This window comes from Delftia sp. DS1230, assembly GCF_040112715.1.
Taxonomy (GTDB): domain Bacteria; phylum Pseudomonadota; class Gammaproteobacteria; order Burkholderiales; family Burkholderiaceae_C; genus Comamonas; species Comamonas tsuruhatensis.
The window spans coordinates 238191-263616 of record NZ_CP157763.1 but is presented as its reverse complement, the minus strand read 5'-3'; the positions used below and the strand labels follow the sequence as shown (position 1 = coordinate 263616).

Genomic DNA, 25426 nt, shown 5'->3' with positions numbered 1-25426 from the left:
AAAAACGGATCAGACGGAGAGGTAGGACTTGATGCGCTGCTCGTCGGTATCTGCTCTGGCCGTCTCATGGACCAGGCGCCCGCCCTCGATGACGAACAGCCGGTCGGCCACATCCATGGCGAAGGAAAGCACCTGCTCGCTGACCACGATGGTGATGCGGCGCAGCTTGCGGATCTCGTTGAGCGCCTTGGCGATGTCCTTGATGATGGAAGGCTGTATGCCCTCGGTGGGCTCGTCCAGCAGCAGCACCTTGGGGTCGGTGACCAGGGCGCGCGCAATGGCCAGCTGCTGCTGCTGCCCGCCCGAGAGGTTGCCGCCCTTGCGCCGGCGCATGTCCCAGAGCACGGGGAACAGGGCGTAGATGTCGTCGGGCACCTGGCGCGACTTCGCGTTCTCCAGGCCCGTCTGTATGTTCTCCTCCACGGTCAGCGTGGGGAAGATCATGCGGCCCTGGGGCACGTAGGCAATGCCCTTGGCCACGCGCCGGAAGCTCTCGTCCTTCGTGACGTCCTGGCCGGCCACGGTGATCTGGCCGCTCTTGGCGGGCATGACGCCCATCAGGCTTTTGAACAGCGTGGTCTTGCCCATGCCGTTGCGGCCCATGATGGCCACGGTTTCGTTCTCGCGGCCCTCGAAGCTGATGCCGTGCAGCGCCTCGCTCTGGCCATAGGCCACGTACAGATCCTTGACTTGCAGCATGTGAATTCCTTGTGCGTGCCTCAGTGGCCGAGGTAGACGTCGATGACCTTGGGGTCGGCCTGCACCTTGTCCATGGGACCCTCGGCGAGGATCTTTCCCTGGTGCATGACGGTGACCTTGTGCGCGATGCGCGCCACGAACTCCATGTCGTGCTCGATGACGATGACGGAGCGGTTCTTGCAGATGCGCTGCAGCAGCTCGGCCGTCAGTTCGCGCTCGCGGGCGCTCATGCCGGCGATGGGCTCGTCCAGCATCAGCAGCTCGGGCTCCTGCATGAGCAGCATGCCGATCTCCAGCCACTGCTTCTGGCCGTGGCTGAGCAGGCCGGCCTCGGTGTCCAGGCGCTCGTCCAGGCCGATGTCGGCGGCCACGGCCTGCACGCGATCGCGCACCGCCTCCGTGCACTTGAAGGCCAGCGCGCCGAAGACCGAGCGGCCTTCGGGGTAGGAGACCTCCAGGTTCTGGAAGACCGACAGGTTCTCGTAGATGGACGGCGTCTGGAACTTGCGCCCGATCCCCAGGCGCACGCGCTTGTGCTCGGCCATGCGCGTGAGTTCCTCGTTCTTGAACTTGATGCTGCCGGCCGTGGCGCGGGTCTTGCCGCAGATCAGGTCCAGCAGCGTGGTCTTGCCCGCGCCGTTGGGGCCGATGATGACGCGCAGCTCGTTCCTGTCGATGTACAGGTTCAGCGCGTCGATGGCCTTGAAGCCGTCGAAGGAGACCGTCAGGTCTTCCACGGCCAGCGTGAAGTCGGTATTGCTCATGGTGTGCTCCCGCTGTGGTTCAGGCGCCCTGGCGGCCCATGCCTTCGGACAGGGCGGACGTGGGCTTGGTGGCGGCCGGGGCAGGTGCTGCCTGGCCTACCTGCGCTGCGGCAGGCGCTGCGGCCGGTGCCGCGCCCTTGCGGCGGCTGTTCCACCAGGGAACGATGCGGCTTTCCCACAGGCCGGCCAGCCCCATCGGGAAGGCCATGGTCACGCCGATGAACAGGCCCGCCATGAGGAACAGCCACAGGTCCGGGAAGCTCTCCGAGAAATAGGTCTTGCCCGCGTTGACCAGCAGCGTGCCGTACACGGCGCCCACCAGGCTCATGCGCCCGCCCACGGCGGCGTAGATGACCATCTCGATGGAGGGCACGATGCCCACGAAGCTGGGCGACATGAAGCCCACCTGCAGCGTGAACAGCGCGCCGCCCACGCCCGACAGCGCAGCGGCCAGGCAGAACACGAAGACCTTGAAATTGGCCACGTCGTAGCCGGAAAAGCGCACGCGGTCTTCCTTGTCGCGCATGGCCAGCAGCAGGGTGCCCACCTTGCCCGTCTGAATCCAGCGGCACAGCACGATGGCGCCGATCAGCAGGGCCACGCAGACGTAGTAGAGGATGTACTTGGCGCTGTCCGTGCGCGTGTCCCAGCCCCACAGGGTCTTGAGGTCGGTCATGCCGTTGACGCCGCCCGTGTAGCCCTGCTGGCCGATGATGAGCACGGTGACGATCAGCGCCACGGCCTGCGTGATGATGGCGAAGTACACCCCGCCCACGCGGCGCTTGAACATGGCGAAGCTGATGAGCCAGGCCAGCAGCGTGGGCACGGCGATGACGGCGGCCAGCGAGAACGGCAGGCTCTTGAAGGGCAGCCAGAACGAGGGCAGCTCGGTCAGCTGGTTCCAGTCCATGAAGTCGGGGATGCCGGGCGTGGACTGGATCTTGGTGCTGATGGGGTCGGACGCCTCCAGCTTCAGGAACATGGCCATGGCGTAGCCGCCCAGGCCGAAGAACACGCCCTGGCCCAGGCTGAGCACGCCGCCATAGCCCCAGACCATGACCAGGCCGATGGCGACGAAGGCATAGGTCAGGTACTTGCCGACCAGGTTGAGGCGGAAGATGTCCAGCGCCAGGGGCAGCACCACCGCCAGCAGGACGGTGAGCAGCACCAGGCTGGCGAGCTGGTAGCGCTGTATCCAGGCTTTGAGGGCTTGCATGGAATGACTCCGGTGAACTCAGGGGAAATCGGGGGAACGCGGGGGAATTCGTGGACAGGGCCGGCGCCGGGATCAGCGCCGCACCTTGGAGGCGAACAGGCCCTGGGGACGCAGCATCAGGATGAAGACGATCAGCGACAGCGTGATCACCTTGGCCATGGAGCCCGCGAGGAAGAACTCGGTGATGGACTGCGTCTGCGCAATGCCGAAGGCCGAGACCACGGTGCCCAGCAGGCTGGCCGCGCCGCCGAAGGTGACCACCAGGAAGGCGTCCACGATGTACAGCGAGCCCGAGGTGGGGCCGGTGGAGCCGATGGTGGTGAAGGCCGCGCCCGCCACGCCCGCGATGCCGCAGCCGATGGCAAAGGTCAGGCGGTCGGTCTTCTTGGTGTCGATGCCGATGGCGTTGGCCATCACGCGGTTGCTGACCGTGGCGCGCACGCGCAGGCCCCAGCGGCTCTTGTGCAGCGCGATCAGCACGCCGGCTGTGACGGCCATGGTCAGCGCCAGCACGAACAGGCCGTTGATGGGAATGTCCAGCCCCTCGGCCGGCGCCCACGAGCCCATCAGCCAGTCAGGCAGGGTGGGGCTGACTTCCTTGGGGCCGATGAAGGTGCGAAAGCACTGCTGCAGCGCCAGGCTCACGCCCCAGGTGGCCAGCAGCGTGTCCAGCGGCCGCTTGTAGAGGTGGCGGATCAGCCCCCATTCCACCAGCCAGCCGGCCACGAAGGCGAACAGGAAGGCGGCCACGATGGCCAGCGGGAAGTAGTAGGGCATGAACTCGGGCGCGTGCTGCGCCGTGAGCGTGGAGCCCAGGTAGATGGTGTAGGCGCCAATGGTCATGAACTCGCCATGCGCCATGTTGATCACGCCCATCTGGCCAAAGATGATGGCCAGGCCCAGGCCCATCAGCAGCAGCACGGCGAACAGGCTCAGCCCCGCGAAGCCCTGCATCAGGCCGATGTTCATCATGTCGGAAAAACTCATGGTGCTGCTCCTGCGCGCAAGCCAATCGGGAGAGGGGGAAACGATTCACGCGGCAGCCCGCCCACCAGGCCGCAGGCCGCCGCGCATCACCTGCCTGAACGGATCAGGGCTTACTGGTAACCCTTGGGGAAGGGATCGGGTTTGATGAGTTCAGGCGACTCCGAGACCACCTTGAACGTGCCGTCCGGCTGCCCCACGGCAATGCGCGACTTGCTCCACAGGTGGTGGTTGGCGTCCACCTTCACGTAGCCTTCGGGCGCGGTCTTGAGTTCCAGCCCCGGCGATGCGGCCACCACCTTGTCCACGTCGAAGCTCTTGGCCTTTTCCACGGCGGCCTTCCACAGCCAGGGGCCCAGGTAGCCGGCCTGGGTGACGTCGCCGATGACGGCGTTGGGGCCGTACTTGGCCTTGAAGGCGGCCACGAACTTCTTGTTGTTCTCGTTGTCCAGCGTCTGGAAGTACTTCATCGAGGAGTAGAAGCCCGTGAAGTTCTCGCCGCCCACGCCGGTCATCTCGTCCTCGGTCACCGACAGCGTGACCAGCAATTGCTTGTCACCCGTGATGCCTGCGGCCTTGAGCGCCTTGTAGAAGGCCACGTTGGAGCCGCCCACCACGGCCACGAAGATGCAGTCCGGCTTTTGCAGCTTGATCTTGTTGACCAGCGAGCCGAAGTTGGTGCTGCCCAGCGGGTAGTACTCCTCGCCGACGACCTTGCCCTTCTGGAAGTTCTCGATGTGCTTGCGCGCGATCTTCATCGAGGTGCGCGGCCAGATGTAGTCCGAGCCGATCAGGAAGAAGGTCTTGGCCTTTTTCTCGGCCTTGGCCCAGTCCAGGCTGTACAGGATCTGCTGCGTGGCTTCCTGGCCCGTGTAGATCACGTTCTTGGACTGCTCCAGGCCTTCGTAGAAGGTGGGGTAGTACAGCAGGCCGTTTTCCTTCTCGAACACGGGCAGCACGGCCTTGCGCGAGGCGCTGGTCCAGCATCCGAAGACGGCGGCGCAGCGGTCGTTGATGAGCAGTTTCTTGGACTTCTCGGCGAAGGTGGGCCAGTCGGAGGCACCGTCTTCCTTGATCACGCGGATCTTGCGGCCCAGGATGCCGCCCATGGCGTTGATCTGGTCGATGGCCAGTTGCTCGGCCTGGATGGAGCCGGTCTCGGAGATCGCCATGGTGCCCGTGGCCGAGTGCAGCTGGCCCACGACGACCTCGGTGTCGGTCACGGCCAGCTTGGTGGTGTTGACCTGGGCCGTGGGCTGGGCGAAGGACCAGGCCGGCAACCCGGCCACCGAGGCGGCGCCAAGCGCCTGCAGGACGCGGCGGCGGCCCATTTCCGTGCCGGGGGAACCAGGTGTGCGGGGGTCGGAGGGGTGGCTCATGGTGACTCTCCTGTAAGGATCGGTTGGGTGATCTGCAAGTGGCTGAAAACTGGCGTTGCGGTTACGGCTTGTTTCCGCGCTGGGTCCAAGATTAGGAAGAACCCTTGCCGCCGCCCATACGTCAATTGACGTAGCCACCTGCGTACGCACCCCGGCTACCCCTCTTGCAAGCCGCGCCAGCATTGGCCCCGCACGTTTCTTGCTAGACCTGGGAATGCACTCCGCCCCCCCGCCCGACAGCCCCACCGGCACCGCAGCCGCGCCGCAGACCATCTTCCGGTTCCGGCGCGAGTACAACGCCTGGGTGGCCGACGAGACCATGGAGGACTACGCGCTGCGCTACACGCCGCGCAGCTTCCGGCGCTGGAGCGAGTTCCGTGTGGCCAACACGGCCTTCGGCTCGCTGTCCTTCCTGGCGCTGGAGGCCATCGGCGGCGCCATTGCGCTGAACTACGGCTTCGCCAACGCCATGTGGGCCATCGTCACCGTGGGGCTGGTGATCTTCCTGACGGGGCTGCCCATCGCCGTCTGCGCCGCACGCTACGGGCTGGACATGGACCTGCTGACGCGCGGCGCGGGCTTCGGCTACCTGGGCTCGACCATCACCTCGCTGATCTACGCCGTCTTCACCTTCATCTTCTTCGCGCTGGAGGCGGCCATCATGGCGCTGGCCCTGCAGCTGGTGGTGGACTGGCCGCTGCAGTGGTGCTATGCGCTGTCGGCCCTGGTGGTGCTGCCGCTGGCCATGCGCGGCATCACGCTGATCTCGCGCCTGCAGGCCTGGACGCAGCCGCTGTGGCTGTTCCTGCTGGTGCTGCCCTTCGTGTGGATGGCGCTGGCCCAGCCGCAGCTGTACCGCGACTTCGCCAGCCTCACCGGCCTGCGCTCGGGCAGCAGCCAGTTCGATCCGCTGATGTTCGGCGCGGCGGCAGCCGTGATCTTCGCGCTGGTGGTGCAGATCGGCGAGCAGGTGGACTTCCTGCGCTTTCTGCCGCCGCGCACCCAGGCCAACCGGCTGCGCTGGTGGGGCGCGGTGCTGGTGGCCGGCCCGGGCTGGGCCGTGATGGGCATGCTCAAGATGGCGGGCGGCGCCTTTCTCGCCTTCGCGGCCATGCAGCTGCAGGGGGTGGACGCCTCGCGCGCGGCCGAGCCCACGCAGATGTTCCTGGCAGGCTTCCAGCAGGTGCTGCAGGCCCTGGGCCTGCCGGGGCTGGCCGTGGCGGTGACCGTGGTCTTCGTGGTCATCTCGCAGGTCAAGATCAACGTGACCAATGCCTACGCGGGGTCGCTTGCCTGGTCCAACTTCTTCGCGCGCATCACGCGCAGCCATCCGGGGCGCGTGGTCTGGATGGTGTTCAACGTGGTCATCGCCACCTTGCTGATGACGCTGGGCGTGTTCGGCGCGCTGGAGAAGGTACTGACCATCTACAGCAACGTGGCCATCGCCTGGGTGGGCGCGCTGGTGGCCGACCTGGTCATCAACAAGCCGCTGGGGCTGAGCCCGCCGGGCATCGAATTCCGCCGCGCCCATCTGTACGACTTCAATCCCGTGGGACCCGTCGCCATGCTGCTGGCCGCCGCCGTGGCCTGCTGCGCCTATGCGGGCCTGCTGGGCGAGACGGCGGCCGCGTTCTCGCCCTTCATCGCGCTGGCGCTGTCCATGCTGCTGTCGCCGCTGCTGGCCTGGCTGACGGGCGGGCGCTACTACCTGGCGCGGCCCGCAGGCAATCTGTGGAAGCCCGGCGAGACGGTGCGCTGCGCCGTCTGCCAGAACCAGTTCGAGTCCGAGGACATGGCGCGCTGCCCGGCCTACGGCGCGCCCATCTGCTCGCTGTGCTGCTCGCTGGAGTCGCGCTGCCATGACCGCTGCAAGACCGGCTCGCGCGCGGGCGAGCAGCTGCGCGCGCTGGCCTCGGCCATGCTGCCGCCGCGCTGGGCCACCAAGGTGAACTTCCGCGCGGGCCAGTACCTGGTAGTGATGCTGTCGCTGTGCGCGGTGACGGCCTTCATGGTGGGCGTGGTCTACATGCAGGAAAGCCTGCAGGCAGGCAGCGTCGATGGCGGCGCGCTGCGCATCCCCTTCCTCAAGGTCTTCGCGCTGCTGGCCCTGCTGTGCGCCGTGGCCGCCTGGTGGGTGGTGCTGAGCACGGACAGCCGGCGCATGGCCCAGGACGAGTCCGAGCGCCAGAACCAGCTGCTGCTGCAGGAGATCGCCGCCCACAAGCGCACCGATGCCGAGCTGCAGGCCGCCAAGGACCATGCCGAGCAGGCCAGCCAGGCCAAGACCCGCTATGTGGCGGGCATGACGCACGAGCTGCGCTCGCCGCTCAACAGCCTGCTGGGCTATACGCAGATCCTGCTCAAGAGCCCGCAGGTCGATGGCTGGGTGCGCGAGACCCTGTCCACCATGCAGCACAGCGGCCAGCACCTGCGCGCGCTGATCGACGAATCGCTGGAGCTGGCCAGCATCGAGGCCGGCCGCCTGCGCCTGGACCTCGCCCCCCTGCCCCTGCCCGCGCTGATCGACGGCATCGAGGCCATGATGCGGCCCCAGGCCCAGGCCAGGGGGCTGCAGTTCTCGGTCGAGACGCTGGGCACCATGCCGCGCTGGGTGCGGGCCGACGCCAAGCGGCTGCGCCAGATCCTGATCAACCTGCTGTCCAACGCCGTGCGCTTCACCCAGCACGGCGAGGTGCGGCTGCGCATGGATTTCCGGCCCCATGTCTCGCGCATCGAGGTCATCGATACCGGCATCGGGATCGAACCGCAGGACATGGAGCGTATCTTCGTGCCCTTCGAGCGCGGCAGCGCGGGCCGGCGCGTCAGCGAGGCGGGCACGGGCCTGGGGCTGACCATCACCCACCTGCTGACCGAGCTGATGGGCGGGCAGCTCACCCTGAGCAGCACGCCCGGCGAGGGCAGCTGCTTCACCGTGCGCCTGTACCTGCCCGAGATGGCGCCCGACGCGTCCTGGGTGCCCCCCGGCGCAGCCGCCACGCTGCACACCGTCATCGGCTATCTGCCGCCCCGGCGCACCCTGCTGGTGGTGGACGACCAGCCGCTGCAGCGCCAGCTGCTGGCCGGCCTGCTGCTGCCGCTGGGCTTCGAGATCCGCGAGGCCGCCAGCGGCCGCGAGTGCCTGGAGATCGTGGAGCAAAGCCTGCCTGACCTGGTGCTGCTGGACATCAGCATGGACGACCTGGACGGCTGGCAGACCGCCGCCCTGCTGCGCGCGCGCCGGGATGCGCAGCAGCTTCCCGTGGTCTTCGTCTCGGCCAACCTGTTCGACAACGACCCGCCGCGCCTGGCCGATGCGCATTGCCAGGGCTTTGTCGCCAAGCCGGTGATCGAGTCCGAGCTGCTGCAGGTGCTCGAGCGCGTGCTGCGGATCGAATGGGTGCATGACAACCGCCCGTTGCTGCTGCCGGCGCCGCGCGCGGAGCAGGCAGAGGCAAAGGCAGCGCAGGCGCCGGCAGCCGCCCCCTTCCCGCCCGACCTGCGCGAAGACCTGGCCCGGCTGGCGCGCTCGGGCCAGGCCACGGCCCTGCGCGAGCGCCTGCGCCAGGCGCGCCAGCAGGCGCCCGCGCATGCCGCGCTGCTCGATGCGCTGCAGGCCTGCGCGAACCGCTTCGACTTCGATGCGCTGGCGCGCCTGCTGCCGCAGCCCCGGGAAGAAGACGAACAGGAACAGGAGGAGACAGATGAATGAACATCCAGGAGGGCAGGAAATGACCGCCACCACCACCGCCACCAGCCGCAGCAGCCATGGCAACGGCGCCCATGTGATCCTCGTGGTGGACGACGCGCTGGACAGCCTTCGCATGCTGTGCGATGCCCTGGCCGCCGAAGGCTACGTGGTGCTCGCCGCGCGCGATGCCGACGAGGCGCTGCAGCGCTTTGCCCTGACCGTGCCCGATGGCGTGCTGCTGGACGCCGTCATGCCCGGCATGGACGGCTTCACGCTGTGCCGCCGGCTCAAGGACACGCCGGCCTGGGCCCACGTGCCCGTGGTCTTCATGACCGGCCTGTCGGACACGGACCAGATCATCCGCGGCTTTGCCAGCGGCGGCGTGGACTACGTGGTCAAGCCGCTGCGCATCCCCGAGGTGCTGGTGCGCCTGGCCACCCATGTGCGCAATGCCCGCGCCACGCGCCAGGCGCAGGAAGCCGTGGACGTGGCGGGGCTGGGCGTGGTGGTGCTCGATGGCCAGGGCCGCGTGGCCTGGCGCTCTCCCCAGGCAGCGCGCTGGCTGGAGGAGGCCTTTGCGGACCAGCCCTTCCCCATGGAGGCGGCCGGGGACTGGCTGGCCGGTGCCCACCAGCCGGACCAGGCCGGTCACCAGGATCTGGCGCTGGCCCTGGCCGATGGCCGCCAGTTGCTGGCGCGCCACATGGGCGCCAGCGGCCTGGGGGAGTCGATGGTGCTGCTCAGCCACGAGGCGCCGCAGGCGCCCGCCGCGCGCCGGCTGCAGCAGGTGGCGCTCACCCCGCGCGAGACCGAGGTGCTGTCATGGCTGAGCAAGGGCAAGACCAACCGCGACATCGCCGACATCCTGGGCATGAGCCCGCGCACGGTCAACAAGCACCTGGAGCACATCTTCGAGAAACTCGGCGTGGAGACCCGCACGGCCGCCGCCGCCGTGGCCGGTCAGCTGCTGCAAGCCGGCTCGCCCTGAGCGCGGGGTGCCACCGCAGCGGATGCCGAGGCCGAGGCCGGCAGGCCGAACACATGGTCGAAGCACCAGTTGAAGACATAGGTGTAGACCAGGAAGAAGACCAGCAGGCCGGCCTCCATCACCGTGGCCTCCCACAGCGTGACGCCGAACCACCAGGCCATCAGCGGGATCAGCACCATGGCCAGCCCGCCCTCGAAGCCCAGGGCGTGCACCACGCGGCGCAGCACCGAGCGGCCCTTGACGCTCTGGCGCGACTCCCACTGCTCGAACAGGTGGTTGAAGGTCAGGTTCCAGACGATGGCCAGCGTGGAGGCGGCAATCGCCATGCCGCCCGAATGCCCGGCGCTCTGGCCGATGGCCATGAACAGCAGGCTGGAGGCGAGGATGGCGATCAATTCATACAGGGTCACGAAGACCACTTTGCGCTTGGGCCCCTGGAGGCCCTTTTTGTGTGTCTGCAAGGTCATAGGGGGCGCAGTCTATATGCCGACAATTGAACGTTAAAGTCAGATTCTTTCAATAAATCTGACAGGTCCCCACCATGTCCTTTCCAGCCGACCAGGTGCCGCTGTTCATTGCCGTGCTGGACCACGGCTCGTTTTCCGCCGCCGCGCGCCAGCTGGGCCGCGTGCCCTCGGCCGTGAGCATGGCCATCGCCCAGCTGGAGGCCGAGCTGGACCTGCAGCTGTTCGACCGCAGCGGCCGCGAGCCCCGGCCCACGGCGGCGGCACGCGCACTCGAACCCCAGGCCCGGCTGCTGGCCGCCCAGCTGCAGCAGCTCAACCACCAGGCGCTGGCCCTGCACCAGGGACTGGAGGAGCGGCTGACCCTGGTAATCGCGCCCGAACTGCTGTCCACGGCCTGGGCCGCGCCGCTGCAGCCGCTGGTCGAGGAATTCCCGGGTCTGGAGGTGGAAGTGCTGGTGGCCGCCCAGGTCGATGCGCTCAAGGAACTGCACTCGGGCCGCGCACATCTGGCCCTGGTCTTCGAGCGCCCGGCCATCGACGGGCGCGAGGATTTCCAGGAGATGGGCCAGGAAACCATGGTCGCCGTGATGGCGGCCAGGCATCCGCTGGCCCGGCAACTGGGCGTGGACGGGCAGCAGCGCCTGGACGTGGGCCAGCTGGCCGGCGCACGCCAGATCCTGCTGGCCAGCCGCGACCTGGCCCACACCGATCCGCGCTTCGTGTTCTCGCACCAGCTGTGGCGCACGGACAGCCATCTGGCGGCCCTGTCTCTGGTCTCGGCCGGCCTGGGCTGGGGGTGGCTGCCCTTCAGCGTCGCCGAGCCCCTGCTGCAAACGGGCGCGCTGCTGCGCATCCCGCTGTGCAACATCAGCAACGGCACCCAGCTGTTCGTCGATTGGGTGTGGTCCAAGGAGCGCCCGCTGGGGCTGGCGGCGCGGCGGTTCGTGGAGCAGTTGCAGGTGCCGGTGCGGCTGGAGCCGGACAGCGATGCGGATCGCATCGGGTAGCATCTCTCGCCATATCGGACCAAAAATCCACATCTCCAGCAGCAGGTCACACAAGAGGAAGGGAAAACATGTTCTTTGATCATCATCACAGCAAGACCGCCATCGCACTGGCCCTGGGCGCCGTTCTGGCCGGTTGCGGCGGAGGTGGAGGCGGCGGCCCGTCCGGCCCGTCTTCGCAGTTGACCGCCGCCTGCTCGGGCACGGCCTGCGGCGCGGCCAATGCCACCACCTATTCGGGCCAGGGCGTGGGCGTCTGGAGCTACACCAACACCACGCAGGCCGAGCAGCAGATCCCTGTGGGTCTGACCAACCTGGGCAGCAAGCAGGTCACGCTGATCTACACCAACAACGGCGACGCCAGCGTGCCCATGCCCGCCCTGACGCTGACTCCGCCTGCGGCGACCACCGCCACGGCCCAGAAAAGCCTCAGCGCCGCACCCGCAACGGTCAACCGGATTCCCGAGCGCATCCGCAACTTCAAGCCCCGCCTGACGGCAGCGGACATGCAGGCGCGGCAATCCATCAAGCCGCAGGCAGCGGCGATCCTGCCCGTGGGCAGCCAGCGCAGCTGGTTCGTCCAACCCGGCGACTCCCGCATCGAAGCCCGCCAGGCCACGCTCAGACGCCAGGCCAGCGTGCCCACGCCCACCGGCACCCGCACCATCAACGTCTGGCTGGAAGACAGCGAGTACGACGCTGCCAAGGTCAGCGATGCCATGCTCGACACGCTGCTCCAGCGATTCACCAGCGGCTCCGACGCGGTCTATCCCCTGATCACGGGGCTGTCGGGCGAACCCTGGGGCGCTCACTCCTACAGCGACCTCATCGACCCCGAACAGCCCCTGGACATCGTGTTCGTGAATTTCGTTCCGGACCGCACTCCGTACGGGCTGCTGGGCTATTTCTGGTCTCTGAACAACTTCAAGCAGGACCCGGCGAACCCCGACCTCAAGTACAGCAATCAATCGCTGTCGTTCTACATGGATACGGAAACGCTGTACCTGGATCCTGCCGAAGGCATGACCAACCAGATCAGCACGCTGTCCCATGAGTTCGTCCACATGACGAACTTCTACCGCCGCAGCGTCCAGCTGTCCAAGCCGGGAACCGACTACGCGTTCGACACCTTCCTGGAGGAAATGAGCGCCATGATGGGCGAAGACATCGTGGCCCAGCGCGTCACGCCCGGCTTCAACTCCATCGCCAATGGACGCGTCCCTTCCTGGCTGTCCCGCTCGGGCTTCAACTGCGACCCCGCCGCCTGGAGCGCCGACACCGCCGCGCCCTGCTTCGGCTACGACGTCAACGGCAGCCTGGGCGCCTATCTGGTGCGCCAGTACGGCGTGGGCTTCTACAAGCAGCTGCTGAGCAACACCACGTCCACCGATTCGCTGCAGGTCCTGGGCAATGCCATACAGCAAGCGGGCGGCCCCACGCTGCCGGTCGCCATCCAGCGCTGGGGCGCCAACATCGCACTGCTGCCCGGCGATGTGCCCAGCGGCTACGGCTGGCCCGCACGCACGGACCAGGGCTTCACCCTGGCCGCGATCAACGGCAGCAGCCTGGCGTCTTCCCGGGTCCTGCCCACCACGGCACCGGTGAACCTCAATGCGCGCGGCCATTTCCCCTTCCTGCGTCAGCCTGACGCGCAAGGCACCTACCAGGAACAGCTGCGTGTTCCGGCAGGCAGCACGCTGACAGCCGTCGTACGCTGAACGCCATGAACCACGCACACCCGACTGCTTCCGCCCGCGGCCTGCGCCGCAGTCTGCCGCTGCTGCTGGCCAGCGGCCTGGCCCTGCTGAGCGCCTGCTCGGCCCCGGCTTCGCCCGCCGCCAGCGCGGCTGCGCCGGCCTCGGGTGCGGCGGCTGAACCAAGCCAGCCCCTGACCCTGCAAGGCCGTCTGGTGCTGCGCGGCAATGCGCCCCATGAGCAGCCCGTGCTGCAGACCACCTCCGGCGAGACCTGGCAGCTCCAGGGCCTGAGCGCCGAGCAGATCACGCAGTGGCAGCGGCAGAACGTGGAAGTCCGGGGCCAGCCCGGCCCCAGGCCCGCCGCTGGCGCCGCGCCTTCGATGGCGCAGCCGCAACTGCAGGTGCAATCCATTCGCGCCCGGCCCTGACATTCCACCTCACCCACCGCTCTATCCATGGACGCCTCCAACCCTTTCTCCAGCCGCGATGCGGCCGTGCAAAAGCTCTGGGAACAATGGCAGCCGCGCTCCGCCAGGTCCGACAAGGACAAACCCATTGCCCTGGCCGACTTCGACCCGGGCGCCAAGCCCTTTTCCAACGGCAACGGCAAGACCGAGGACAAGGCCGCCGTCGAGGCCCTGGCCGAGGAGCTGGATGCGCTGCAGAACCTGCTGTACGCCGACCGCCGCTACAAGCTGCTGGTCGTGCTGCAGGGCACGGACACGGCGGGCAAGGACGGCACCATCCGTGGCGTCTTCGGCCGCATGAGTGCGCTGGGCGTGCACGCCGTGGGCTGGAAGGCCCCCACCGAGGCCGAGCGCGCCCATGACTACCTGTGGCGCATCCACCTGCAGGTGCCTGCCGCTGGCGAAATCACGGTCTTCAACCGCAGCCATTACGAGGACGTGCTGGTGCCCGTGGTCAACGGCTGGATCACACCCGAGCAGCAGCGCCAGCGCTTTGCCCACATCAACGACTTCGAGCGCATGCTCAGCGAGACGGGCACCGTGGTCGTCAAGTTCCTGCTGCACATCAGCGCCGACGAACAGCGCATGCGCCTGCAGGAGCGCCTGGACGACCCGGCCAAGCACTGGAAGTTCGACGAGAACGACATGAAGGTGCGCACGCAGTGGAAGGACTACCAGCAGGCCTACGGCCAGCTGCTGGGCGCCACGCATACGCCCTGGGCGCCCTGGACCATCGTGCCGGCCGACTCCAAGACGCACCGCAACCTCATGATCGCCACCTTGCTGCGCGAGGTGCTGCGCAACCTGGAACTGCGCTTTCCGCCCGGCGATCCGGCCCTCAAGGACTACAAGATCACCTGATCACTCGATGGCCTGCCTGAAGCCTCACAGCTGCAGGCGGGCCTCGGCGATGCCGTCCAGCTCGGCCACCACCAGGTCGCCGGCCTGGGCAAAGGCCAGGCCATTCCATGTGCCCGTGGTCACCACCGTGCCTGCGGGCACGTTGCCATAGCGGCGCACCAGCTCCTGCAACCAGCCGGCCAGCAGCCACAGCGGATCGCCCAGCGGATGCGTTCCGGTGAACGCCTGCAGCGGCGCCGCACCCACGCGCAACCGGCAGACCTGGGCAGACCAGTCCCGCGGCGACTCGCGCGGCAGCAGCCGCGAAGCGTCCTGCCACGGCCCCAGCACCAGGGCGCCATGGCACAGGCCGTCGGCGGCCAGCAGCAGCGGCGGCGCCTTCAGGTGCTGGCGCCAGCGCGTATCCACCACCTCGATGGCGGCGGTGATGCCGTCGATCAGCTCCAGCCCATCGCCGGGCTGCAGCGCGGCAGCCATCTCGGCCGTCACCTCGCGGCCCAGGCGCAGGGCGATCTCGGCTTCGATGCCGCGCAGGTGCAGCGGCGCGCCACCGGCCACCGAAGGGCTGGCCCAGACGCCTTCTTCGGGCAGCGGCGCATGGGTCAGCGGGGCATCGCGGCGCGGCGCGCCAGACTTCCAGTAGCCCGGAACGCGGCCCGGTCCCTGCTGGCTGCCGGCCACGCGCCAGCCCAGGGCGGGCGCCATGGCGGCCTGCACGGCCTGCGCATCTGCGGACGCGCGCACCACGTCGGCCCAGTCGTCGGCATCCAGCAATTCGCCGCTGTGGCGCGCCTGGAGCAGCGCATGGGCCAAGGATGTGGGAGTGCGGGGCGTGTTCGTCATGGAGCGGCTTTCTTGGAGTGCATCGGAGGGTCGCAAGCGGCCCCGATTGTCCGCTGGACAAGGCGATCCCATGGTTATGCATTAAATGCATAAGGCTCTCGCGCATAAGGCGTTGGACAGCGCATAGCCCCGGGAATAAGCTCAAAACCCTCAGACAACTCTTGTGTGGAACCACCATGCAGCAACCCGCTTCGGCCGGCGTTACCAACCACGCCATCCCTTCCTACCTGCAGGCCGATCACCTCGGCCCCTGGGGCAATTACCTGCAGCAGGTCGATCGCGTCACCCCCTACCTGGGCCATCTCGCCCGCTGGGTCGAAACCCTCAAGCGCCCCAAGCGCATCCTGATCGTCGATGTGCCGATCGAGCTGGACAACGGCACCATCGCCCACTACGAAGGCTACCGCGTGCAGCACAACCTGAGCCGCGGCCCCGGCAAGGGCGGCGTGCGCTTCCACCAGGACGTGACCCTGTCCGAAGTCATGGCCCTGTCGGCCTGGATGTCGGTCAAGAACGCGGCCGTCAACGTGCCCTACGGCGGCGCCAAGGGCGGCATCCGTGTCGATCCCAAGACGCTGTCGCGCGGTGAGCTGGAGCGCCTGACGCGCCGCTACACCAGCGAGATCGGCCTGCTGATCGGCCCCTCCAAGGACATTCCAGCGCCTGACGTCAACACGAACGGCCAGATCATGTCCTGGATGATGGACACCTACTCCATGAACACCGGCGCCACCGCCACCGGCGTGGTCACGGGCAAGCCCGTGGACCTGGGCGGCTCGCTGGGCCGCGTCGAGGCCACCGGCCGCGGCGTGTTCACCGTGGGCGTGGAAGCGGCCAAGCTGACCGGCCTGTCGGTCCAGGGCGCGCGCATTGCCGTGCAGGGCTTCGGCAACGTGGGCGGCACGGCCGGCAAGCTGTTCGCCGACGCGGGCGCCAAGGTCGTGGCCGTGCAGGACCACACCGGCACCATCCGCAACGCCAACGGCCTGGATGTGACGGCCCTGCTGGCCCACGTGGCCGCCAAGGGCGGCGTGGGCGGCTTTGACGGCGCCGAGGCCATGGACGCTGCCGATTTCTGGGGCGTGGACTGCGACATCCTGATCCCCGCCGCACTGGAAGGCCAGATCACCAAGGACAACGCCGGCAAGATCAAGGCCAAGATGGTGATCGAGGGCGCCAATGGCCCCACCACCACCGAGGCCGACGACATCCTGACCGAAAAGGGCGTGCTGGTGCTGCCCGACGTGCTGGCCAATGCCGGCGGCGTGACGGTGAGCTACTTCGAATGGGTGCAGGACTTCTCCAGCTTCTTCTGGAGCGAGGACGAGATCAACGCCCGCCTGGTGCGCATCATGCAGGACGCCTTCGCGGCCATCTGGCAGGTGGCCCAGCAGCACGGCGTGACGCTGCGCACCGCCACCTTCATCGTGGCCTGCCAGCGCATCCTGCATGCGCGCGAAATGCGGGGACTGTATCCCTGATCACCCCCTGAGGCGCTGACGCGCCTTCCCCCTCTCTGCTTGCTTCGCAAGGGAGGGGGACGACACCCTCGCGGCAGGGCGGCCCTTGCTCGGTGTCCCTGACTTGGGCCGCGCCAGTTTTTGGCGCTGTGCACCACACGGTCAATGAAAGGCGCTTCGGCGCCTTTTTTCTTGTGGCCGCCTTTTCGGCAAGGGGTTAGCACGCGTTCCAGTGGGCCTAAGCGCGGGTTTCCGAATGGCGAAGCGGATCTCCAGTCAAACCCTGGTGCCCTGTGGCCCAGGGTTTTCTATCGTTGCGGGCAGTGAACTGGAGACTGCCCATGACCGTCCGCCGCAGCCTGCTGGCCCTGCTGGCCTCTTTGCCTTTTTTCTTCCTGGCTCCTGCCGCCGCGCTGGCGGCGGCCTGGCCTGAACGCCCCATCACCATCGTGGTGCCGGCCGCCGCTGGCGGCACCACGGACATTGCCGCGCGCGTGCTGGCCGAGAAGATGGGCAAGGACCTGGGCACCTCGGTGGTGGTGGAGAACAAGGGCGGGGGCGGCGGCAGCATCGGCACGGCCCAGGTGGCGCGCGCCAGGCCCGATGGCTACACGCTGCTCATGGGCAACATCGGCCCGGTGGCCATCAATTTCAGCCTGTACAAGCAGCTCAGCTACAAGGAAAGCGATCTGCGCGGCATCACCAATGTGATCTCCGTGCCCAACATCCTCGTGGTCCATGCCGATTCGCCCGTGCGCAGCGTTCGCGAGCTGGTGGAGCTGGCCAGGACCCGGCGCCTGAACGTGTCCACCTCGGGCGTGGGCCAGTCGCCGCACATGTCCTCGGAGATGTTCCGCCAGAAGGCCGGCATCGAGGTCACGCTCGTGCCCTTTCCCGGGGCCGCGCCTGCGGTCACGGCGCTGCTGGGCCAGCAGGTGGACTACATGATCGACAACCTGCCCAGCTCCATGCCGCACATCAGGAGCGGCAAGTTCCGCGCGCTGGCCATCACCAGCGCCACGCGCTCGGCCCAGTTGCCCGAGGTGCCCACCATGACCGAGGCCGGCGTGCCCATGCAGGTCACGGCCTGGTTCGGGCTGCTGGCCCCTGCCGGCACGCCCGATGCCGTGGTCGAGCGCATCCAGCAGTCGGCCCGGCGCGCCATGCAGACGGCCGAGGTGCGCCAGCGCTTTGCCGACCTGGGCGGTGTGCCCGGTGGCGAGACTCCGGCCGAGTACGACGCCTTCATCGCCCAGGAACGCAAGAGCTGGGCCCAGATCGTCAAGGCCGCAGGCCTGTCGCTGGAATAGTTCTCCCCACTCGCCCCTCCCATGCAAGAAGACATCGCCTCCCTGCTGCGCCAGCCCTTTGGCTCGCTGCCCGAACTCGTCGCGCTGCAGGCCAGCCAGCGCCCCCGCCACACCGCCCTGGCCATGGACGGCCGCAGCCTCGACTACGCCGCGCTGCGCCTGGGCATGGACCGCGTGGCCCTGCGCCTGCAACGCCAGGGCCTGGGCCCCGGCGACGTGGTGGCCATCTGCGCGGGCAGCTCGCCCGAGTACGTGCTGGCCTTCCTGGGCGCGTTGCGCGCGGGCGTGGCCGTGGCGCCGCTGGCCCCGTCGGCCACGGCCGGCCACCTGAGCGCCATGCTGGACAACTGCGGCGCCCGGCTGGTGCTGCGCGACGCGGACACCGCCGCGCAATGGCCGCTGCAGGCCGGACAGGATCTGCAATGCGTGGCCCTGGACGGCGCTGTCGAAGCCGGCATGCCGTGGTCGCAATGGCTGGCTGCGGACGAAGCGGACCATGGCACCGCACCCACGCCCATCCACCCCCAGCCCGACTGGCCCTTCAACGTCATCTACTCCTCGGGCACCACGGGCGTGCCCAAGGGCATCGTCCAGTCCTGGGCCATGCGCTGGGCCCACGTGCAGCGCGCCATCCACAACGGCTACGGGCCCGATGCCGTCTCGCTGTGCGCCACGCCGCTGTACTCCAACACCACCCTGGTCGCGGCCCTGCCCACCCTGGGGCTGGGCGGCACCCTGGTGCTGATGCGCAAGTTCGACGCGGCGCACTACCTGGAACTGGCCGAGCGCCACCGTGCCACCCACACCATGCTCGTGCCCGTGCAGTACCAGCGGCTGATGCAGTGCCCGGGGTTCGACGGCGCCGACCTGAGCCGCCTGCGGCACAAGTTCTGCACCAGCGCACCCTTCCATCCCGCGCTCAAGGCCGAGGTGCTGCGCCGCTGGCCCGGACGGCTCATCGAGTACTACGGCATGACCGAAGGCGGCGTGCGCTGCGAGCTGCACTGCCATGACTTCCCAGACAAGCTTCACACCGTGGGCAGGCCGGGACCGGGCGCCGACATCCGCTTCATCGATGAGCAGGGCCGCGAACTTCCGCCCGGCGAGCAGGGCGAGATCGTGGGCCGCTCGGCCGGGATGATGAGCGGCTACCACCGCCTGCCCGACAAGACGCAGGAGGCCGAATGGTTCGATGCCCAGGGCCTGCGCTTCATCCGCAGCGGCGACGTGGGCCGTCTGGACGAGGACGGCTTCATCGTGCTGGGCGACCGCAAGAAGGACATGATCATCACGGGCGGCTTCAACGTCTACCCGAGCGACATCGAGTCCGTGCTGCTGCAGCACCCGCAGGTGGCCGAATGCGCGGTGATCGGCGTGCCCTCCGATGCTTGGGGCGAGACCCCCGTGGCCTACGCCGTGGCGCGCCCCGATGCCACGCCCTCGGCCGCCGAGCTGCGCGAATGGCTCAACGCCCGCGTGGGCAAGACCCAGCGCGTGGCCGAGCTGCGGCTGGCCGCCAGCCTGCCGCGCAGCGAGATCGGCAAAGTGCTCAAGCGCGCGCTGCGCGAGCAGTACCAGGCCGGCGCCCTGTCCTCTTCATGAAACGGAGTCCCCCCATGCCCATGCACCCACTCCCGCGCCGCCGCCTGCTGTCCTGCCTGGCCCTGGCGACCTGCGCCCTGCTGGCCCCGGCCGCCCCTCTCGCCCATGCCGCCGAGGCCTGGCCTGCCAAGCCCATACAGCTGGTCATTCCCTATCCACCCGGCGGCAGTGCCGACCTGCTGGGCCGCCCGCTGGCCGTGCAACTGCAGCAGCAGCTGGGCCAGCCCGTGGTGCTGGAGTACAAGCCCGGCGCAGGCGGCACGCTGGCCTCGCAATACGTGGCGCGCGCCAGGCCCGATGGCTACACCGTGCTCATGGTGCTGGCCGCCCATGCCATCAACGACAGCCTCTATCCCAAGCTGCCCTACGACACCCGCCGCGACTTCGCGCCCGTGTCTTTGGTGGCCAACCTGCCCATGGTGGTTGCGGCCAGCAGCAAGCTGCCGGCCAGGAACATCCAGGAACTCATCCAGGCCGCCAAGGCCAACCCCGGCAAGCTCACCTTCGGCTCGGCGGGCAACGGCAACACGGGGCATCTTGCGGCCGAGTACTTCGGTTCCATGGCAGGCGTGCGCATGACCCATGTGCCCTACAAGGGCAGCGCGGGCGTGGTCAACGCCATGCTGGCCGGCGACATCGACCTGACCTTCGACAGCATCTCCACCTCCATGCCCCACATCCGCAGCGGGCGCATGCACGCGCTGGCCGTCACCAGCCCGCAGCGCTCGGCGCTGGCGCCCGAGGTGGCCACCATCCAGGAGCAGGGCATCGCAGGCTTCGACGTGACCGGCTGGTACGCCGTCATCGCGCCGGCCGGCACGCCCGCCGAAGCCACCCAGCGCCTGAGCCGCGAGATCGCCTCCGCCCTGCGCCAGCCCGCGCTGCAGGCCCAGCTGGCCGCCGGCGGCTACGAGCCCGTGGGCTCCACGCCCGAGGCGCTGCAGGCGCATATCGACAAGGAAATCACGCGCTGGGCCACTGTCGTCAAATCGACAGGTGCACGGGTGGATTGAGTCATGCCGATGCGATGATTGCCCGCATGAACACACCCATCAAAGAACACCCGGCCAACCCCTTCGAAGGCGAGGCGCCCGGCATCCTCTTCGGCCTGCCCATGCCCATGGCCCGCGCCATGAAGCTCAGCGGTGAACGCATCGGCGATGACCGCGCCCAGATCCGCATGGGCTTTCAACCGGACCAGGCCAACAGCCGCGGCGACGTGCACGGCGGCGCCATCGCCTCGCTGCTGGACTGCGCCCTGGCCTCAGCCTGCCGCTCGCATGACCCCACGGCCTTCGGCGTGGCCACCATCGATCTCACGCTGCACTACGTCTCGGCCGGCAGCGGCGATCTCATCGCCACCGCCCACTGCGAGCGGCGCGGCCGCTCCATCAGCTTCGCGCGCGGCGAAGTGCGCTCCGAGGACGGCACCCTGGTGGCCCTGGCCACCGGCACCTTCAAGCTGATGGCGCGTGGCGGGGCTCAGGCCTGAGGCGCAAGGTGTCAGTCCCTGACCAGAGCGTTTTGGCCATGACCTGCATCCGTGCCATGGTCTTGCGGCCAATTTCCGTGCTTTGTTTGGCATGGGGTCTCGGCACATCGGTCTGTGCGCACGCCGACACCCGGTTGACACGCCCGACGGCAGACTCTCAGCGGTTGATCATCGAGAACAACAACCTGACGGCGCAGGCATTCTTTTCGGCTTACATGAGCAAGGAAGTGCTGGAAAGAAGGTATGCAGAGATGTACCTGCTCGGCGTTCTCGACGCAACGGAAGGCCGGGCCTGGTGTGACTACCGGCACCTCAAGACCATCACTCTGGCAGAGGTGCTGCACAGCAGTTTGCGAAGCATGGATGCCAGACAGCGCGCAACTCGGGCTGCCCACGTCATCACCGACATTCTCGCCAAACAGTTTCCCTGCCAAGCTGGGCCTCAATGAAACCCTCTCGCATGAGGCCGAAAATCCGGCGCTTGGTGCTGACCATCGGCCTGACAGGCGCAGCACTGGCGCAGGGGCTGCCCGATAGCCCGCCGTGCCTTGCCCCCAGATCACGGCGCGCACAAGGAAAGCGCATGCCGCGCTTTCCTTTTCACTCAAGCGGTCAGAGCCGCTTTTCCTTGGCCTCGATCAGCTTTTGCATCAGTTCGCAGACCTGCCTGGCCTGCTCCTGGGTGATGTCGATGTTCTCGATCACCGAGCGCTTGAACTGGATGCCGTTGACTGCGCCGCTGTTCTCGATGAAGCCCAGCGTCAGGGTGCGGTTCAGGAAGTAGATGACGGCGGCGATGCCCCAGCCGATCAGCATGACCACCAGGCCTGCAAAGAAGCTCTGGGCCATCATCGACCCGCCCATGAACAGGGACAGGGCACCGATGCCCAGCGCCGTCTTCCAGGGCTTGTGATAGCCGTAGTAGGTGGAGCAGATGCCCTGCAGCGGGATCAGGCGCGACTGGGTGCCCGACAGCGAGGCGCTGCTGAACTCCAGGCGCTCGCTGCCCACGCGGATGGTGGTGGTGGGATCGATGTTGACCTTGGACAGGATCCAGGCGACCAGGCCGCCTTCGCGGCCTGTGATGGCAATGTGGTTGCCCTTGTCGTCTATGGGTTGCTCGCTGGCTTTCCAGGCCTTGATGACCAATGCACTCACGGTAATACCCTCTCTTGAATGTTTGAGAAACCACGGGCTGTCCCGCCATGGCATTGCACCACCGGGGGCGCCTGAGGAGGGGCGATTACAGCACAGGGCATGAGTGCAGCCTTGGGCAACCAGGGCCGCTGTGCGCCATCAACCGGGTTGCACCCCCGCCGACTGCAGCAGCCGCCCCCAGACCGGAGCCTCCTGCGCCCAGGCCTTGCCGAAGCGCTGAGGGCTGTCGTCATCGACAGGGACGAAACCGGCCGCGATGATGCGGGCCGTGCCTTCGCGGCTGGCCACTGCGCGGTTGGAGATCTCGCCCCATTGCCGCGTGAGGTCGGCCGGCAGGCCCCTGGGGCCGGCGATGGCCAGCCAGCCGGACAGTTCCATGGCCTCGTGGCGGTAGCCGGCCTCGGCAAAGGTGGGCACCTCGGGCAGCAGGGGCACGCGGCGCGTGCCGGTGACGGCCAGGGCGCGCAGCTTGCCTGCATCGATGTGGGGCTTGAGCGTGAGCAGGCTGCCCATGCCGATGGGGATGCGCCCGCCCAGCATGTCCTGCACCATCAGCGCCTCGCCCCGGTAGGCGGCATGCGCCATGCCGGCACCGGCCATGTCGCTGAGCACGGCGCAGGCCAGGTGGCCGTGCGAGCCTATGCCGTAGGAGCCATACGAGAGCTTGCCCGCGTTGGCCTGGGCCCAGGCCATGAATTCGCGCAGGTTGGAGGCGGGCACGTCGGCCGTGACCACCAGGGCGATGGGCGCCATGCACACGCGCGACAGGGGCGTGAGGTCGGTCAACGGGTCGTAGGCGGTCTTCTTGTAGAGGTATTTGTTGGTGAGCATGGTGGAGGTGGTGCCCAGCAACAGGGTGAGCCCGTCGGGCGCGGAGCGGACCACCATCTCGCCGCCGATCAGTCCGGCCGCGCCGGGCTTGTTGTCCACCACCACGGTCTGGCCCAGCTGCTGGGCCATGCGCTCGCCCAGGATGCGCGCAATCACGTCGGTGGCGCCGCCCGCCGCAAAGGGCACGACGATGCGCACGGGCCGCGTGGCAAAGCCGGCCTGCGCCAGCACGCTGGCGGGCCCTGCCGCCACGGCGCCGGCCGCCAGGGCCAGCGCCTGGCGCCGATTCAATCGGTTATCCAGTCGGTCATCCATTCGGTCTTCAAGTCGGTCATTCAATTGGCCGTTGAATCCGCTGTTCGATGTCGTCCCCGAGATCACTGCCATCACACGCTCCTTTGCCTGGGTGCCTCCATGGGTGGAGATACCGGATCAAGAAACCGACGTCTCGAAATCAATCGAGTTGGCCAAGCGTATTCGAGGCAGATGGATTCACCATCAGGGAAATCATTGGACTGCTTGCACCAGAATCAGAAAACTCTGAGTGCAAAACGGCCTTTCAGTCTCATTTTCATCAAGATCGTGCTGCAGATCTCTGTTGCGCCCAGGCATGGCGCAGCAGCACCTGTTCGGCCTGCTTGAGCACGGGCGCATCGACCATGCGGCCGTCCAGCACGCAGACGCCGCCTCCGGCCTCGGCCAGGGCCTGGCGCAGGCGCTGCGCGTGGGCCACGGCCGCTGCATCGGGGTCGAAGACGGCGTGCAGGGGCTGGACCTGGGCCGGGTGGATGCACAGCTTGCCGCCAAAGCCCATGCGCCGCGCGCGTGCCGCGTCCTGGGCCAGCCGCTCGGGGTTGCGCGTGTCCACCGTCACGCCGTCCACGGCCGCGCCGATGCCGGCGCGGCGCGAGGCCAGGACCAGGGCCATGCGCATGGGCAGCAGCTCTTCCTCGCCCTGCTCGCAGGCCATGCCCGCATCGACCTGGAAGTCCAGGTGGCCGAAGGCCAGGCGCACCACCTGGGGCGCGGCAGCCAGGGCGTCGGCCGCGTCCAGGCCGGCCACGCTTTCGATGAGGGGCAGCACGGCCGCCCGTGCGCCCGCAGCCTGGGCCACCGCATGCAGGGTCTGGGCGCGCTCGGCCTTGGAGACCATGGCGCCGGCCACGCCCTGCTCCACCAGCTGCGCCAGCGCGCGCAGGTCATCCGCATGCCAGGGCGTGCCTTCGGCGTTGATGCGCACCAGCAGGCGGGCACGGGCCGGGCCTTCCAGCGCACCCACGGCCTGGGCCAGCGCCTGGCGGGCGCCGTCCTTGTCGGCCGGGGCCACGGCATCCTCCCAGTCGGCGATGACCATGTCGGCGCCGCTGTCCAGGGCCTTGCCCAGGCGCTCGGGCCGCGTGGCGGGGACGAAGAGAAAGGAAGTGGCCTGTCGCGCCAGATCGTGCATGCGGATGTCCTTGGGAGAGCGGTTTATTCGGCCGAGACGCCTGCGGCCTTGATGACCTTGTCCCAGCGCGCCACCTCGGCCTGCAGGTGGGTGCGCAGGCCTTCCGGCGTCGCCTTGTCGGGCGTGACCAGGTCGGAGCTGAGTTCGGCGATGCGCTTTTTGACGTTCTCGTCCTTGATGGCCACGTTCAGCGCCTTGTTGATGGCCATGACCACCTCCTTGGGCGTGCCCTTGGGCGCGTACATGCCGTGCCAGACCTTGACGTCGAAGCCCTTGAGGCCCTGCTCGTCCAGCGTGGGGATGTCGGGCAGCGAGGACAGGCGCTTGGGCGTGGTCACGCCGAAGACCTTGGCGCGCTGGCCGTCCTTGATCACAGGCACGGTCTGCGTGGTCTGGTCGCACAGCAGGTCCACCTGGCCGCCCATGAGGTCGTTCATGGCCGGGCCTGCGCCCTTGTAGGGCACGGTGGTGAGCTTGACGCCCGCCTGGTGCATGAACAGCATGCCGCACAGCTGGGAGACGGCGCCGATGCCGGCATTGGCCAGCGAGACCTTCTCCTGGTTCTTCTTCACGTAGTCCAGCAGCTCGGCAAAGTTGTTGGCCGGGAAGTCCTTGCGCGACAGCAGGGTCATGGGCACGTCCAGCACCTGGCCGATGTACTCGAAGTCCTTGAGCGGGTCATAGGGCAGCTTCTTGTACAGCGCAGGCGCCGTGGCCATGCCCATGTGGTGGATGAGGATGGTGTAGCCGTCGGCCTTGGCCTTGGCCACGCGGTTGGGCGCAATGGTGCCGCCCGCTCCCACGGTGTTCTCGACCAGCACGCTCTGGCCCAGCACCTGGCCCATGGGCACGGCCAGCAGGCGCGCCACCACATCGGTGGGGCCGCCAGCGCTGTAGGGCACGACGAGGACGACGGGCTTGTCGGGCCAGGCCGCGGCCAGGGCGCCGGTGGTCGTCCCGCCGGCGGCAAGGGCGCAGGCGGCGGCCGCTGCGTAAACGAGGCGGCGGCGGAAAGAAGTGGTGCGTTGCATGGTTTGTCTCCTGTGCACTTGGGTGGAAGCGGGAGGCG

At 68.1% G+C, this 25426-nt stretch carries 23 protein-coding genes; 12 read left to right on the top strand and 11 right to left on the bottom strand.

The genetic code is table 11. The features are described 5' to 3' along the window. Positions 1–9: 9 nt before the first annotated feature. The 5 genes from urtE to urtA all read right to left on the bottom strand — a co-directional run bounded on the left by urtE (position 10) and on the right by urtA (position 5042). Positions 10–699, bottom strand: a complete 690-nt coding sequence (gene urtE / locus AAN986_RS01145) for an urea ABC transporter ATP-binding subunit UrtE (RefSeq protein ID WP_016450221.1) — start codon at positions 697–699, stop codon at positions 10–12. A 20-nt stretch (positions 700–719) separates the two neighbouring features. Further along, positions 720–1463 (bottom strand): urea ABC transporter ATP-binding protein UrtD, encoded by a 744-nt coding sequence (urtD, locus tag AAN986_RS01140; protein ID WP_016450222.1) that lies wholly within the window; start codon positions 1461–1463, stop codon positions 720–722. A gap of 19 nt (positions 1464–1482) precedes the next feature. Continuing rightward, positions 1483–2679, bottom strand: coding sequence for an urea ABC transporter permease subunit UrtC (gene urtC / locus AAN986_RS01135; protein ID WP_047218551.1), 1197 nt, complete (start codon positions 2677–2679; stop codon positions 1483–1485). A gap of 72 nt (positions 2680–2751) precedes the next feature. Continuing rightward, positions 2752–3666 carry an urea ABC transporter permease subunit UrtB gene (urtB, locus tag AAN986_RS01130; RefSeq protein WP_016450224.1) on the bottom strand — a complete coding sequence of 305 codons (915 nt, stop codon included), beginning with the start codon at positions 3664–3666 and terminating at the stop codon, positions 2752–2754. A gap of 110 nt (positions 3667–3776) precedes the next feature. Continuing rightward, the gene (urtA, locus tag AAN986_RS01125) at positions 3777–5042 is read right to left on the bottom strand and encodes an urea ABC transporter substrate-binding protein (RefSeq protein WP_012202159.1); all 1266 of its coding nucleotides are present in this window, start codon (positions 5040–5042) and stop codon (positions 3777–3779) included. Between the two features lie 214 nt (positions 5043–5256). Between urtA and AAN986_RS01120 the strand changes: the two genes are divergently transcribed. Together AAN986_RS01120 and AAN986_RS01115 are read left to right on the top strand one after the other, a co-directional pair. After that, positions 5257–8751 (top strand): ATP-binding protein, encoded by a 3495-nt coding sequence (locus AAN986_RS01120; RefSeq protein ID WP_047218550.1) that lies wholly within the window; start codon positions 5257–5259, stop codon positions 8749–8751. 19 nt (positions 8752–8770) lie between these two features. Then, positions 8771–9718 (top strand): response regulator, encoded by a 948-nt coding sequence (locus AAN986_RS01115; RefSeq protein WP_047218549.1) that lies wholly within the window; start codon positions 8771–8773, stop codon positions 9716–9718. Here AAN986_RS01115 and AAN986_RS01110 read toward each other — a convergent pair. Next, complete coding sequence (locus tag AAN986_RS01110) at positions 9691–10185, bottom strand: PACE efflux transporter (protein ID WP_016452173.1); 495 nt, start codon at positions 10183–10185, stop codon at positions 9691–9693. The genes AAN986_RS01115 and AAN986_RS01110 overlap by 28 nt on opposite strands. A 74-nt stretch (positions 10186–10259) precedes the next feature. On the opposite strand from AAN986_RS01110, the gene AAN986_RS01105 reads away from it, so the two are divergent. The 4 genes from AAN986_RS01105 to AAN986_RS01090 all read left to right on the top strand — a co-directional run bounded on the left by AAN986_RS01105 (position 10260) and on the right by AAN986_RS01090 (position 14214). Then, positions 10260–11192 (top strand): LysR family transcriptional regulator, encoded by a 933-nt coding sequence (locus AAN986_RS01105; RefSeq protein WP_047218548.1) that lies wholly within the window; start codon positions 10260–10262, stop codon positions 11190–11192. A 68-nt stretch (positions 11193–11260) separates the two neighbouring features. Then, positions 11261–12907: a hemagglutinin gene (locus AAN986_RS01100; protein ID WP_047218547.1), complete on the top strand. Its 1647-nt coding sequence runs from the start codon at positions 11261–11263 to the stop codon at positions 12905–12907. Between the two features lie 5 nt (positions 12908–12912). Then, on the top strand, positions 12913–13314 hold the full coding sequence (locus tag AAN986_RS01095; protein WP_016452176.1) for a hypothetical protein: 402 nt from the start codon (positions 12913–12915) through the stop codon (positions 13312–13314). Positions 13315–13341: 27 nt separating this feature from the next. Continuing rightward, entirely contained in the window at positions 13342–14214 is an 873-nt protein-coding gene (locus AAN986_RS01090) for a phosphate--nucleotide phosphotransferase (RefSeq protein ID WP_047218546.1), read from the top strand. A gap of 24 nt (positions 14215–14238) precedes the next feature. Here AAN986_RS01090 and AAN986_RS01085 read toward each other — a convergent pair whose 3' ends face one another. Further along, the gene (locus tag AAN986_RS01085) at positions 14239–15057 is read right to left on the bottom strand and encodes a fumarylacetoacetate hydrolase family protein (RefSeq protein WP_047218545.1); all 819 of its coding nucleotides are present in this window, start codon (positions 15055–15057) and stop codon (positions 14239–14241) included. 176 nt (positions 15058–15233) lie between these two features. On the opposite strand from AAN986_RS01085, the gene AAN986_RS01080 reads away from it, so the two are divergent. From AAN986_RS01080 to AAN986_RS01055, 6 genes are all read left to right on the top strand, one after another. Beyond that, a complete protein-coding gene (locus tag AAN986_RS01080; protein WP_016450234.1) occupies positions 15234–16538 on the top strand; it encodes a Glu/Leu/Phe/Val dehydrogenase in 1305 nt (434 codons plus the stop codon). Between the two features lie 320 nt (positions 16539–16858). Beyond that, entirely contained in the window at positions 16859–17827 is a 969-nt protein-coding gene (locus tag AAN986_RS01075; protein ID WP_047218544.1) for a tripartite tricarboxylate transporter substrate binding protein, read from the top strand. 21 nt (positions 17828–17848) lie between these two features. Further along, on the top strand, positions 17849–19429 hold the full coding sequence (locus tag AAN986_RS01070) for a class I adenylate-forming enzyme family protein (RefSeq protein WP_047218543.1): 1581 nt from the start codon (positions 17849–17851) through the stop codon (positions 19427–19429). Between the two features lie 14 nt (positions 19430–19443). Continuing rightward, complete coding sequence (locus tag AAN986_RS01065) at positions 19444–20442, top strand: tripartite tricarboxylate transporter substrate binding protein (protein WP_047218542.1); 999 nt, start codon at positions 19444–19446, stop codon at positions 20440–20442. Positions 20443–20468: 26 nt separating this feature from the next. Continuing rightward, the gene (locus AAN986_RS01060; protein ID WP_047218582.1) at positions 20469–20921 is read left to right on the top strand and encodes a PaaI family thioesterase; all 453 of its coding nucleotides are present in this window, start codon (positions 20469–20471) and stop codon (positions 20919–20921) included. A 38-nt stretch (positions 20922–20959) separates the two neighbouring features. Beyond that, positions 20960–21370, top strand: coding sequence for a Rap1a/Tai family immunity protein (locus tag AAN986_RS01055; protein WP_156179847.1), 411 nt, complete (start codon positions 20960–20962; stop codon positions 21368–21370). A 163-nt stretch (positions 21371–21533) separates the two neighbouring features. Here the strand turns inward: AAN986_RS01055 and AAN986_RS01050 are convergent, their stop codons facing one another. From AAN986_RS01050 to AAN986_RS01035, 4 genes are all read right to left on the bottom strand, one after another. Next, the gene (locus tag AAN986_RS01050; RefSeq protein WP_012202143.1) at positions 21534–22079 is read right to left on the bottom strand and encodes a hypothetical protein; all 546 of its coding nucleotides are present in this window, start codon (positions 22077–22079) and stop codon (positions 21534–21536) included. Between the two features lie 138 nt (positions 22080–22217). Then, positions 22218–23297 carry a tripartite tricarboxylate transporter substrate binding protein gene (locus AAN986_RS01045; RefSeq protein ID WP_026062768.1) on the bottom strand — a complete coding sequence of 360 codons (1080 nt, stop codon included), beginning with the start codon at positions 23295–23297 and terminating at the stop codon, positions 22218–22220. Between the two features lie 187 nt (positions 23298–23484). Beyond that, complete coding sequence (locus tag AAN986_RS01040; protein ID WP_012202141.1) at positions 23485–24357, bottom strand: CoA ester lyase; 873 nt, start codon at positions 24355–24357, stop codon at positions 23485–23487. Positions 24358–24380: 23 nt separating this feature from the next. Further along, the gene (locus tag AAN986_RS01035; protein WP_017406883.1) at positions 24381–25388 is read right to left on the bottom strand and encodes a tripartite tricarboxylate transporter substrate binding protein BugD; all 1008 of its coding nucleotides are present in this window, start codon (positions 25386–25388) and stop codon (positions 24381–24383) included. Positions 25389–25426: the final 38 nt, after the last annotated feature.